The following is a 13,374-nucleotide window of genomic DNA, read 5'->3' as shown; positions in this document are numbered from 1 at the left end:
AAGGTTTTGACACCTTCTAAGAAAACAACCCTAACTGAATAGACTCTTTTTCTTCGGTTTCGGTTGTATTGCCCGCTTCCAGTACCGCAGCAGGCTGTACATCGCTTTTAGGCGTATTGGCAGTAACAACTTTGGGCGGGAGCAGCTTGACCTCTTTCACTTTGACAAACGGTAATTTCTGTCCCAATGCCTTCCAACCCCGTACTTCGATGAATCCCTCGGGTTCGAGTACCATTTTTTCGAGTGGTCCCCGCTCTTTCACCTGATGAACAAGCTCGATCCGCGGGTACTGATCAACCGTTACAGCCAGGTTTTTAGAGCCTTTAACGTCGCCGATAAAGCTGAATTTCTTATCGAGCGATGTTGTCTCGACTTTAAACCGTTTTACGTACCAGGCCTTCTGATTCGCTTCGTAGTAAACCGCTGAGAGTACCGTTTCGGGATCGAACTTCATCAGCACCGCGATTTCGTTGGGCTCGTACCGATTGGTCAGATCGAAGCTGGTCAATTCATACTGCCCGTCTTTATAAACGACCAGAATGCTGTCTTTCGCATCAAAATTACCGAGCATTCGTCCGCGCTCGTCCCGATTCAACCGTCCGAGGTGATCGTCGTACCAGATATCTACCCCACCCAATGTCGATACACCACCCGTTTTCTGGGTAATCTTCCGCACGTTATACTTGGTCAGGATATTACCCTGCGCTCCCCGGTTTTTGATACCCACCGAAGCAAAGTCAAAATCGAACTGTTTAACCTTTGCCGTAGACTGCGCGGTCAAATTAATGGAGATAACCTCTGCTTCGCCATTATCGTTCGCGCTGAAATACGTTATCTTCGATTTCGGATTACCCATGGTCAGATCGTATTCCCGATCACGCGTGACGCCCGTTACCGGAAATCGCTTCGCCATCGAAATGCCTGACTTACCATCGAGATAAATAAGGTTATAAATTTTACGCTCGTCGTTCTTTTTGAATACCGAAACGTAAACAATATCCTTGCCAACGAATACCTTGTCCTGCACTTTCGTCACCAGGCATTTTCCGTCACGCCGGAAAATGATTATGTCGTCAATGTCCGAACAGTCGCTGACGTACTCATCTTTCTTCAGGCCGTATCCGATAAAGCCACCCTCCCGATCAACGTAAAGTTTCTGGTTGGCAGCCGCTACGACACTAGCCGCAATGGTATTGAACGCCCGGATTTCGGTTTTACGCTCCCGTCCTTTCCCGTATTTCTTTTGGAGGTCCTTGAAATACGCAATAGCATAACGCGTAATATTCGCCAGATTGTCTTCGGTTTCGGCCAGATCCTGCTCCAGCTTACGCATCAGTTCCTCCGCCTTGAATCCGTCGTATTTCGAAATACGCTTGATTTTAATCTCCGTCAGACGAATCAGATCGTCTTCCGTAATCGCACGGTAAAACTGCTTCTTGAACGGTTTCAGCGCCTTGTCAATCGTTGCCAGAACAGCCTCGAACGATTCGCACTCCTCGATCTTACGATAAATACGGTTTTCGATAAAGATCTTTTCGAGCGAGCTGTACAGTAACCGCTCCATTAACTCACTACGCCGAATTTCAAGCTCGCGTTGCAACAACTGGACCGTTTGGTGCGTGTTGACGCGCAGGATGTCCGCGACACTGACGAAATGGGGTTTATCGCCAATGATCACGCAGGCGTTGGGCGAGATCGAAACCTCGCAATCGGTGAAGGCGTAGAGCGCGTCGATTGACACGTCGGGCGATACACCGGGTTGAAGGTGAACCAGAATCTCAACGTCCCTCGCCGTGTTATCCACCACAGCGGCCACATTCCGGCTTGGCGCTTTAATCCTGATTTTTCCCAGTTCAGCGGCTTTAACGATGGATTCGATCAGTTGGGGGGTCGTCACGCCGAACGGCACATCGCGAATGGCCAGCGTCTTCTTGTCAACCTCTTCGATACGCGCCCGAACCCGGACTTTACCGCCCCGGTGCCCGTCGTTGTAGTTGCTAACGTCGATCAGGCCGCCCGTCTGAAAGTCGGGGAACAACTGAACCGGTTTGTCTTTAAGAATCTGAATCGACGCATCGATCAGTTCGTTGAAGTTGTGCGGCAGAATCTTGGTCGAAAGCCCAACGGCAATCCCTTCGACACCCTGCGCCAGCAGCAACGGGAATTTTACGGGCAACGTAACGGGTTCGCGCTTACGACCATCGTAAGAAAGCTGCCATTCCGTGGTCTTATCATTGTAGATGGCATCGAGCGCAAACTTCGAAAGCCGAACTTCGATGTAACGCGGAGCGGCTGCGCCATCGCCCGTACGGACATCGCCCCAGCTGCCCTGCGTATCGAAGAGCAGTTCCTTCTGGCCGATGTTGACAAGCGCTTCGCCGATGGACGCATCACCGTGGGGGTGATATTGCATGGTTTGCCCGATCACATTGGCCACTTTATTGAAGCGGCCATCGTCCATCTCTTTAAGCGCGTGCAGAATACGGCGCTGAACCGGTTTCAGACCGTCCTCAACAGCCGGAACGGCGCGTTCGAGAATGACGTACGAGGCATAATCCAGAAAGTAATTTTCGTAAAGTCCCGAAACGACCGTTTGGTCGTGCAGCACTTCGTTGACGGTATCAATCGGTTGCTCATCCGGTCCGATAGCCTCTACTGGCTCCGCGTCATCGGCAGAAAACGCTGCTTCGGGCAGGCCCTGTTCGTCGTCTATCGGTTCCTGATTTTCTTCGTTCATCATGAATTGTTATAGGTACTATTTCACTGGATAATTAGGCGGGATCTGCCGAACGGCAAACCTTGTGTTCGACTCCTTAAATTTACTAAAAAAAGTTGAAAAAACGGCTTTTTACGGCTAAAAATGCACAAAATACCCTAATCCAACTTTCTATTTCCCGCTAGTATCCCCGGCCCAGTTCGACGGCATTTTCCAGCGGTTCACCAGCTCGGAACCGATCAAGATTTCGCACGAACTGGAGCACTTTCCCGTCGTCTTCGTTGGGCTGTCCACCGCCCGTATGTTGCGTCAATAGCACATTTGGTAACGTCCAGAGCGGGCTATCGGCGGGCAGCGGTTCCGTGGCGGTCACGTCGAGAACAGCACCCCCAATCTGACCGGATTGCAACGCGTCGATCAATGCCGTTTCGTCGGTTGTCGTACCTCGTCCAACGTTGGCATAAATGCTGTTGGGGTGCATAGCGGCAATCAGTTCAGCCGAGAAAAAACCCCTGGCCGTACCGGGCAGACAGTTGACTACAATATCCGTCTCCGGCAAGGCGGCTTTCAGCTCATCAACCGAGTGCAAATCGGCCTGTGGATCCGTACGAGCCAGCATTTTTGTTTGGCAGAAGAAGCCCGTCAGCATTTGGCGTACCGCCTGACCGATGGTTCCCGTGCCCAGGATAATCACGCGCTTGTCGCGTAGCAAACCCGTTCGTTCCCGAATCGGTGCACCAACCCACTGGCTCTGGTTTTGCAAGGTCACCAGTTCAGGAATGCGCCGGTAGAACGCCAGAATTCCGGCGACCATCGTTTCGGCGCAGGGCCAGGCAAAGTAATCACCCATGTTTGCGATCTGGGCGTTTACCTGTGCGTCGCGGTAACCATCGAATCCCGCCGAATCCAATTGCCAGAATTGCAGATTAGTCAGCGGCTCAGCAAACCAGGCAGGGGGCGGGTTTCCTAGTACGATATTGGCGGCTTTGAAGGCGTCCTGTTGTTGATCAGCCGGTAAGTCATGGCGAAAGACAGGCGTTATATCGCCGGGCAGTTGCTGGCGGAGCGTTGTCTTTAACGTGTCGTTGAGCGTGGTATTGACAAATAGTTGCATACTAGATTTACGTAATTCAGGTCAATTTGGTTGCGTTCGTGCGGACAAACAACTTTTCGGATCAGCGTGGCAGGACAAGATAGATTGTGCCCTACTTTTCTCCTTTTAGCTGAGCTAACAGCCAATTGGTCATTCGTTCGGTCTGTTCCGGATAGGTCCAGTGTCCCGGATCAAGCGATTCAATGTCCAGCGTCTTGGGGCCGGGAATGACATTGTAAGCCGCGTACATGGACGTTGGCGGGCAGGTTTCGTCGTTGAATCCCCACGCGTACCGACCGGGCACGTTGACAAGTCGGGCGAAATTGACAACATCGTAGTAGCCCGTCGTTTTGATGCGATCCGGTTTGTTGTTGTAGGCCAGATCGTTCCCCGTAAACAGATGCGGCCAGCCACCGGCTCGCCCGTGCAGATACCCGGTTACGTCGCACAACGCCGGATAAAAAGCGGCCAGCCGTTTGATGCGCGAATCGAGCCCCGCCGTCACAATGGACAAAGCGCCCCCCTGACTACCACCCGTAACGGCCAGATTCTGACCGTCGTACTGAGGTAAACTCGTCAGAAAATCCACCGCCCGTACGCAGCCCAGGTAGACACGCTTGTAGTAATACCGGTCCCGGTCGTCCAGATTAGCGGCTGGGTAACCATTGAGCGGCCCCCGGCTGAGGTTTTCGTACACAACCGGCTCCATCGTAACCGGCACCCCGTGAATGCCTACTTCGAGGGTTATAAACCCTTTATCGGCTTCGGCGATCATGCCATTGTACGGACGAACCCCCGCGCCGGGAACGCGCAAAATGGCGGGATACTTTCCTTCTTTTTTCGGGACGCACAGAATACCGTAAAAGCGCGAATTGTTGATATTCTGTAGATTCAGGTGATACACGTTTGTCCGTTCCGTACACCGCTCCGGCAGCAGGGTCATGCGGGCATCAACCGGAACAGCCGCCAGATCGGCCTTGGCCTTATCCCAGAACGCCCGGAAATCGGCGGGATTTTCGACCGTAGGTTTGATGGTCTGCGGGTCAAAGCCAGCCGTTGTCAGGCCGCGATACTCTTTCCCGTCAACCTCAACCGTAGCGATGCACCGCAGAAAACCGCCCGTTCGCATCGTCCCCCCATCCAGCGCCAAGGTTCCGTCCCGCAGGGTAACGGTTTCCTTTTTGGTGGGCTCCATCTTCTCGGGGCCAATCTCGTAGCGAAGCTTCGCTCCTTTCAGCAGGACATTGTTTCGGTAGACCGATATGGTAAACCTGACGGGTTCCCCGATCTTATACTGCCAGTCGGCGTGATCGGGAGAGACAACGATTTTTACAAACCGCTCAGACGGTTGAGCAACGAGATCAAGACAACGAAAAAGACAAAGGACAAGGAGTAGTCGTTTCATGAAAGATGGGAACGTAGTTTACGGTAGAAGCTAGGTACGATTTCGGCCTACTCATTTCTACCGACGAACCCTTGTCGTTCCCTTCTCTTAGTCTCGTTTTTGTTCAGGCCACCCGCGCGGGCGTCTCGTAGCCCCGCCGAACCCGCTGTATGTTGACGATACAGCGAATAAGCAGCGTTAATGGAAAAATCACATCGAACCCACCCGGTATGTTAGACAGGAAGATGCCCAGTACGATTAGAATAGACGTAACGGTGAAATACGTTGTCCGACGTCGGGCGGTAGCTTTTGCGCTTGTCGCCCAGTAGATCAGCGGGAGGTGAAAAGGCATCAGGTACAGCAATGTTGGGTTCCAGGCCGTTACGCCGTCATCACGAATCAGCCATAGGGTAAGCAGAAACCAGCCGAGAAAGCCTACTGTCCCGAACAGCAGCCGGTCAAGCCAGCGATCAACTTTCCCGGCCGTCCTATACCGCCGGATCGTAAACAAAGCGATAACAACGCCGAAAATAGTAAAGACTACATCGGGGTCCAGGAGAAAAGGGAGCTGCTGCCGGAACAGCTTCTGCGCGGCAAAAATCGTTTGCTCTCCCTGTACCAACGGCACCGTCTGACCGTTCGCCCGAACCAGCGTTGCGTGCGCAAACTGGTCGTACACCTGATTGGGCAGGTACATGGCGTGCCAGCCATCGGTCTGCTCATCGGCGGGATGCCCAATGGCGAGGTTCATGCCTAATTGATACCAGGGCTTTTCGTTCAGGTAATCGTTCATCAGGTCGCGGTACGATTTACCCGTCATGCGCGACCGCGATGGGATTGTCAGGCTATCGCCACAGGCTTCGGCAATCATATCGCGGGGCCGGGTGGCGCAGTTGTCGTAATAAAACTGGTACTGGTATTGCCGATTTTCGGGTAGATAATTTTTCTCCAGCGCGGCCAGCAACCGTTGCTGCTGCGTGGTCGACAGATTAAGCTGCTGTTCGCGAATGCTCCGGTTGGTCTGCTGGTAATAGAACATCACCTGGTACAGATTATGAACATCCAGCAGGTACGGCAAGGTACCCCGCAGAAACTTGATGATGAATGAGTCCGTCCGATAGTCGAAGCCACCGTAGCTGTAATTCCGGTCAAGACCAAGCGCCGGGTCAACGATTCGGATCTCGGTATGCCCGAAGGCCGATGAAATGTCGTCATCCCCCGGTCCGTAGGTAACCAGGCTCACGCGCGAAGCGGGCGACAACGTAGGTACCTGCGCGACCGAAGCCTGATGGGTCAGCAATAAAAGACCCGTCAGCAAGCCGCAAAGCCACGCTACACGCGGTACCCTCCCCCTACTTTTCTCGACTAGCTTATTCATCTTCGTCGTCATTGTCGATTTCTCTTCCTTCCCGCTGATCCGAACGCCGGCCCGATTTTTTAGGCTCTCTTCCCTGTACGCAGATAACAATCTCACCTTTTATGGTTTTTTGGGCAAAATACGCAATTAGTTCGGACAAAGGCCCGCGCTGATTTTCTTCAAATACCTTCGTCAGCTCACGCGATACGCTGGCCGGACGGTCCGCGCCAAACACGTCCGCAAACTGCTGTAAGGTTTTCAACAAGCGGTGGGGCGACTCGTAAAACACCATCGTCCGCTCTTCCTCCGCCAGCTCAGTCAACCGCGTTTGCCGTCCTTTTTTGTGGGGCAAAAACCCTTCGAACGTAAAGCGGTCGTTGGGCAGACCCGAATTGACCAGCGCCGGAACGAAAGCCGTTGGCCCCGGCAGGCATTCGACCGGAATGTCATTTTTGATGCACTCCCGTACCAGCAAAAATCCAGGGTCCGAGATACCCGGCGTTCCGGCATCAGATACCAGCGCCAGGGTTTTTCCTTCCTTCAACTGATTCACCAGTCGCTGTACGGTCTGGTGTTCGTTGAAAATGTGGTAACTATGCAGGGGCTTGCTAATGTTCAGGTGACGCAGTAGTACACCCGAGGTACGGGTATCTTCGGCCAGAATGGCGTCGGCCTGTTGCAGGACTTTGATGGCCCGAAGCGTAATATCGTCGAGGTTACCGATGGGCGTCGGTACGAGGTACAGTTTCATGCTGCAAGTTAACCTCAATCACAAAAACTTCGTGCAGTCGAATAGATTAGCGAGAAATCGTCTTTGTAGCTATAAACCTCTCCACTATTTATGCAACGTCCGTCATTGCGGTTTTCCCGGTTTCTTTTTCTGCTGCTGATCGGCCACATGAGCTGGTTTTCAGCTATTGCTCAACGCTGGACAGCCCAGCAGGCTAACGATTGGTACAAGACGCAGCCATTCCTGGTTGGCGCTAATTTTATTCCGAGCACCGCCATCAATCAATTGGAAATGTGGCAGGCTGAATCGTTCGATCCGGCTACCATCGACCGTGAACTGGGCTACGCCGAAAGCATCGGCATGAATGTTATGCGGGTATTTCTGCACAATCTGGTCTGGGAGCAGGACGCCGATGGATACAAAAAGCGCATCGATCAATTTTTGCAGATTGCCGATAAGCACCACATCAAAATCATGTTTGTGCTGTTCGACTCCTGCTGGAACGACGAGCCTAAACTCGGCAAACAGCCCGATCCGGTTGTCGGCAAGCACAATTCGGGTTGGGTGCGTGGTCCCGGTACCAAACGGCTGTTCGATTCACGGACGTGGGAAGGATTAGAACAGTATACCAAGGGCGTCCTTTCGGCTTTCGCCAATGACAAGCGGGTTGTCGCCTGGGATTTGTTCAATGAACCAACCAACAGCGGCTACAACGATGCCGTGTTGCCCTTGTTGACCAAAACGTTTGTCTGGGCGCAGGCCGTTCGTCCGTCGCAGCCCATTACGGTCGGTAGCTGGCACGACCATCCCCTATCAAACGACCTTATGTACGCCCAGTCGGACATCATCAGCTTTCACAACTACGCCGAAGCGCCCAAGCTGGAAGCGCAAATTCTTGACTTGCAGAAGCAAGGCCGCCCGCTTATCTGCACCGAATACATGGCCCGTACGCGCAACAGCACCTTTGAAACCTGCCTGCCCGTCTTCAAAAAGTATAAAGTGGGAGCCATCAACTGGGGCTTGGTCAAAGGCAAAACAAACACGATCTACGCCTGGGATGCCCCCATGCCCAATGGTGAAGAACCAAAAGTCTGGTTTCACGACGTGTTCCGCCCCGACGGTTCTGTTTTCAACCCGAAGGAAACGGCAGTCATCAAGCAGCTAACCACCGGTAAATAAGTGTATGACCATACAGATGCGGCTTGACCATGACACCACAGAACAGTGGCGATTTGGAATTGCTTTTATTTTGATCTGTTCTTTACGTACCTACTCGTTTCAGGCGTGAATGCTTGTTTTAAGAGCCTTTCTAAACCCATTTTCATGAAACCCTCCTTATTTCTGCTGACGAGTCTGCTGCTGACCCGGACGGCATTGGCCCAGCTCACGCCCGGCGAGCTGACCTGCGAACACCGTACCAACCCGCTGGGTATTGCCGAAACCAAGCCCCGACTGAGCTGGAAATTGTCCGGCAAAGGCCGTAACCTCCACCAGACCGCTTACCAGATTCAGGCAGCCACCACGCCAACGTTTGCGGGTAAAAGTCAGGTCTGGAATTCCCAAAAAGTAGCCTCCGATGAATCGGTGCTCCGCCCATATTCGGGGCCAGCGCTCACATCGGGCCAGCGGGTCTACTGGCGGGTCAAGGTTTGGGATGGCTCCGGTAAAGAAGGGTCGTGGAGCAGTCCGGCGTACTGGGAAATGGGCCTGCTGCAACCCGCTGACTGGCAAAAGGCGAAGTGGGTTGAACTGCCGGTCAGTGCCAATCCTAAAGCAGCGGGTCCGGTAGCGATGTTGCGGAAACCCTTTTCGATCAACAAAAAAGTGGCGTCGGCACGGGCGTACGCTACGGCGCATGGTTTATACGAATTGCACCTGAACGGCCAGCGCGTCGGCGAAGATCTGCTCACACCGGGCTGGACGGTTTACCCGAAACGGCTTCAGTACCAAGTGTACGACATAACCGACCAACTGAAATCGGGGGCGAATGTCATCGGCGCGATGCTGGGCGAAGGCTGGTACAAAGGCGCTCTCGGCTATGAAGACAATTCGGCGTTTTACGGGAACAACACCGCGTTACTGGCCCAACTGGTGATCCAATACACCGATGGAACAACCGACGTGATTGGTACGGACGGTAGCTGGCAAGCCAGCACGGATGGCCCCATTCGCAAGTCGGAACTGTACAACGGCGAGATTTACGACGCCCGGATGGAGCGGGCCGGTTGGGATACGCCCAACTTTACGGGTACCAACTGGTCGGCGGTTCAGGTAGCCAACTATCCGACCCATACGCTTGTTTCAACCGTCAGTCAGCCGGTACGTCGGCAAGAGACGATCAAGCCGATCCGTATTTTCAAAACGCCATCGGGAACACTCGTCGCCGATTTCGGTCAGAACATGACGGGTTGGGTTCGACTAAACGTAAGCGGCCCGGCGGGTACGACCATCAAGATTCGTCATGCCGAAGTACTGGACAAACAAGGCGAATTTTACACGACCAACCTGCGCAGAGCGAAACAGGAACTGCATTACACGCTGAAAGGCAACGGCACAGAAGTTTATGAGCCTCGGTTTACGTTTATGGGCTTTCGGTACGTCGCCGTTGACGGTTTCCCCGGCGATCTTAAACCGGACAATCTGGCGGGTGTTGTGATTCATACCGACATGCCGCAGACGGGTCAGTTCGACTGTTCAAATCCGCTCGTCAACCAGTTGCAGCACAACATCCAGTGGGGGCAAAAAGGAAACTTCGTAGACGTACCGACCGACTGTCCGCAACGCGACGAACGGCTCGGCTGGACCGGCGACGCGCAGGCCTTCTGCCGGACCGCTGGCTTTAACCGCGATGTGGCAGCTCTCTTCACGCGCTGGCTGGCCGACGTTGCCGCCGACCAACGGGCGGACGGAGCCGTACCGTTCGTCGTTCCCGATATTCTGAATCCCCTTGGCAAAGACGCAGCGACGTCGGCGGGCTGGGGCGATGTCGCCACGATTGCCCCCTGGACCATCTATCAACTGTATGGCGACCAGCGCATTCTCGAAACGCAGTACCCAAGTATGAAAGCGTACGTCGAGTACATTCACAAGAAAGCCGGAGATCGCTACATCTGGAAAGGCGGCAGCGTTTTCGGCGACTGGCTGTTCTACAAGCCGCACATGTACAGCCACGCCGAACCTGATGGCTACACCAACAACGACATGATTGCGACGGCGTTCTACGCGTACTCGACGGACCTTTTACGACAAGCCGCTACCGTACTGGGCAAAACGGACGACGCCCGACAGTACGCGGACTTGTTCAACAAAATCAAGGCGACGTTCCAGCGTGAATACATCACCCCGACCGGACGAATTGCTTCGGATTCACAAACGGCGTACGTGCTGGCCCTGATGTTCAATCTACTCCCCGACGAACTTCGTCCGCTGGCGGCCCAGCACCTGGTCGATGACATTAAGAGCCGCAAAAATCACCTGTCGACGGGTTTCCTTGGCACGCCTTACCTGTGTCAGGTGCTCTCCGACAACGGATTTACGGATGTAGGATATGATCTGCTGCTGCAAGAATCTTTCCCGTCGTGGTTGTACCCCGTCAAGATGGGGGCAACAACGATCTGGGAGCGCTGGGATGGTATTCGTCCCGACAGTACCTTCCAGGATGCGGGCATGAACTCGTTCAACCACTATGCGTACGGGGCCATTGGCGATTGGATGTACCGGGTCGTGAGCGGCATCGAAATTGGCAAGCCGGGCTACAAACATGTGCTGATTCAGCCTCAGCCGACCGACCGGTTGACGTACGCCAAATCGTCGCTGAAGAGTTCGTACGGTGATATCAAATCGGGCTGGGAGCGCAAAAACGGGCAGATGATCGTCCGGGTGAGTGTTCCGACCAACACGACGGCCACCATCCGACTCCCCAAAGCAGACGCATCGCGTGTGACCGAAGGCGGAAAAGCTCTCGCGCAGGGTGCCAATTTCCGCAACATCAAAGCGGGTCAGAACGATCTTACCCTGGAAGTAGGCTCCGGCGATTATGAGTTCTCGTATCCGACTAACTGATTCGCGCCACGGTGACCGGTTGACCATCCATTCCGGTTTGCAAGCCGAGATCTAACGCTTTCGGCTTGCTTGTTTTTGTAGTGGTGTCGGTTTCTCAAAACCGACACGGATTGCTGACGCAAAGGGTCGGTTTTGAGAAACCGACACCACGCGGGCGGACACGCCGACACCACGACCACAGCCAAACATCCTTTTTTGTGGAACAATTATGACTATTCCCGTTAATTCTTTACATTTAGTATGTGCTAAACACTTATTCAGTTGGATGCCTCCTTAAGTTACTCTTACTCAACGGATACCGTACTCTGGGATGATTTTTTAAACGGCAATAAAGCGGCCTATGCCTATCTCTACGGTAAGTACGCCAAAACACTCTATAACTACGGATACAAGATCGCTCAGAATCGGGAAATGACCGAGGACTGTCTGCAAGACCTCTTCCTGACCATCCTCGAAACACGCGAGCGGTTAGGCCGCACCGATTCGATTAAATTTTACCTGATGCGGGCGCTTCGTCGGGATATCGTCCGCAAGCTTACCCGCGAACAACGATTCGATCACGAACTGGACACGCTCGATTTTAAGATCGAATTCTACTACGAACCCACCTGGCTGGACGCCCAGATTTCTCAGGAACAATCGACGCTATTACTGCATGAGCTGAATAGCCTACCCGCCCGCCAGAAGGAAGCCCTTTTTTTGAAGTATTTCGACAATCTGAGCTACGAGGAGATAGCGGGCGTCATGGGCATCGAGCAAAGCTCCGTTTACAAGATTGTTTATAAAGCCATTGCCTCGCTCCAAAAGCGGATGGCCCTGCACACTATTCTCGCCGTCCTGGCACTGATCCGATAAATTTTGTAAAATAATCGCGACTGCGAGGGATAATAAAGCCGATGAACGCCTTTGTTTTTTGTCATCTGCTACCCTCATCGCATGAATGCCTCAGATCTACCGGATTATAGTCATTACTCCATAAACGAGTTTGTTCTGGACGAATCATTTCGTCGGTGGGTGCTACAGCCCGACGAAGAGACGATGTCGTTCTGGCATTCGTTTATGCTCAGGCATCCCGAACAGCAGCCCGTCATTGAGGAAGCCAGTGCCATTTTACTGCACCTTCGCATTCGGCAGGACGATTTGACGGATAGCCGCCAGGAACGCATCTGGCAGGTGCTGGATACGGCCTACGAGCAGCAGATGCAGCCATTGGGCGAAGTCAAAACACGCTGGCAACGTTGGGTCAATCCATTCCGGCGTTGGCAATTGGCGGCCTCGCTAACGGGTTTGCTGGTGCTGGCGGGCGGTGGCTGGGCCTACTGGCACTACGGGCAACGGCAGGAGGTGCATACGAATTACGGCCAGTTGCTGACCGTTACGCTTCCCGACGGGTCGCAGGTGCGGCTGAACGGGAACTCAACGCTTTCCTACCCAACCGACTGGACAAACGCCCGCGACCGCGAGGTATGGCTCGAAGGCGAAGCTTTTTTTACCGTCACCAAACAGCGCACATCGTCGGGGCGGCTCAAATTCATTACCCACACGCCTAACCTGGACATATCGGTGCTAGGAACCCGGTTTAATGTCAACACCCGCCGGGGACAAACGCAGGTCGTACTGTCGGAAGGAAAAATTCAGTTGTCACAACCGAACGGTCCGGCAGCTCGTGTGATGCTGATGAAGCCCGGCGAACTAGCCACGGCCCAGTCGGAAGCCCTACCGGTCGCGATCAAACGGGCCAAACCGCAACTGTATACGGCCTGGACTAAGCAGGAATTCGCCTTCGAAAACACCCCGCTGCGCGCCATTGCCCAACAGCTGAATGATGGTTGGGGCCTGACGCTTGTTTTCGATGATGACGCGCTGGCCGAACGACGGTTTACGGGCAATTTATCCAGTCAGGATGTAGAGACGCTGTTAACAACGCTGGCAGCTACGTTCGACTTACAGGTTGTCCGGGACAAGGACCGGATCTACCTGCACCGACAGTAATTCAGGCGCTACACGCACAAGTAAATAATCAATTGCAATC

General features: G+C 53.6%; 9 protein-coding genes. 4 read left to right on the top strand and 5 right to left on the bottom strand.

The window, feature by feature from the left end:
• Positions 1 to 16 precede the first annotated feature (16 nt).
• The 5 genes from LQ777_RS11590 to rsmI form a co-directional block, all read right to left on the bottom strand.
• Positions 17 to 2,740: a DNA gyrase/topoisomerase IV subunit A gene (locus LQ777_RS11590; RefSeq protein WP_232562684.1), complete on the bottom strand. Its 2,724-nt coding sequence runs from the start codon at positions 2,738 to 2,740 to the stop codon at positions 17 to 19.
• A 157-nt stretch (positions 2,741 to 2,897) separates the two neighbouring features.
• The gene (locus LQ777_RS11585; RefSeq protein WP_232562683.1) at positions 2,898 to 3,830 is read right to left on the bottom strand and encodes a D-2-hydroxyacid dehydrogenase; all 933 of its coding nucleotides are present in this window, start codon (positions 3,828 to 3,830) and stop codon (positions 2,898 to 2,900) included.
• 91 nt (positions 3,831 to 3,921) lie between these two features.
• Entirely contained in the window at positions 3,922 to 5,214 is a 1,293-nt protein-coding gene (locus tag LQ777_RS11580) for an acetylxylan esterase (RefSeq protein WP_232562682.1), read from the bottom strand.
• A gap of 103 nt (positions 5,215 to 5,317) precedes the next feature.
• On the bottom strand, positions 5,318 to 6,571 hold the full coding sequence (locus tag LQ777_RS11575) for a lipoprotein N-acyltransferase Lnb domain-containing protein (protein WP_232562681.1): 1,254 nt from the start codon (positions 6,569 to 6,571) through the stop codon (positions 5,318 to 5,320).
• Complete coding sequence (gene rsmI, locus LQ777_RS11570) at positions 6,564 to 7,301, bottom strand: 16S rRNA (cytidine(1402)-2'-O)-methyltransferase (RefSeq protein WP_232562680.1); 738 nt, start codon at positions 7,299 to 7,301, stop codon at positions 6,564 to 6,566. The genes LQ777_RS11575 and rsmI overlap by 8 nt, the downstream gene beginning before the upstream one ends.
• Positions 7,302 to 7,391: 90 nt before the next feature.
• Here rsmI and LQ777_RS11565 point away from each other — a divergent pair, with 90 nt between their 5' ends.
• The 4 genes from LQ777_RS11565 (at position 7,392) to LQ777_RS11550 (ending at position 13,334) form a co-directional block, all read left to right on the top strand.
• Positions 7,392 to 8,459, top strand: coding sequence for a cellulase family glycosylhydrolase (locus tag LQ777_RS11565; RefSeq protein ID WP_232562679.1), 1,068 nt, complete (start codon positions 7,392 to 7,394; stop codon positions 8,457 to 8,459).
• A gap of 144 nt (positions 8,460 to 8,603) precedes the next feature.
• Positions 8,604 to 11,342, top strand: coding sequence for a glycoside hydrolase family 78 protein (locus LQ777_RS11560; protein WP_232562678.1), 2,739 nt, complete (start codon positions 8,604 to 8,606; stop codon positions 11,340 to 11,342).
• A 261-nt stretch (positions 11,343 to 11,603) separates the two neighbouring features.
• Positions 11,604 to 12,197: an RNA polymerase sigma factor gene (locus LQ777_RS11555; protein WP_232562677.1), complete on the top strand. Its 594-nt coding sequence runs from the start codon at positions 11,604 to 11,606 to the stop codon at positions 12,195 to 12,197.
• 81 nt (positions 12,198 to 12,278) lie between these two features.
• Positions 12,279 to 13,334, top strand: a complete 1,056-nt coding sequence (locus LQ777_RS11550) for a FecR family protein (RefSeq protein ID WP_232562676.1) — start codon at positions 12,279 to 12,281, stop codon at positions 13,332 to 13,334.
• Positions 13,335 to 13,374: the final 40 nt, after the last annotated feature.

Source organism: Spirosoma oryzicola (assembly GCF_021233055.1).
GTDB classification, from domain to species: Bacteria; Bacteroidota; Bacteroidia; order Cytophagales; family Spirosomataceae; genus Spirosoma; species Spirosoma oryzicola.
The sequence above is the reverse complement of the archived record's forward strand: the minus strand, read 5'-3'. Positions and strand labels throughout refer to the sequence as shown.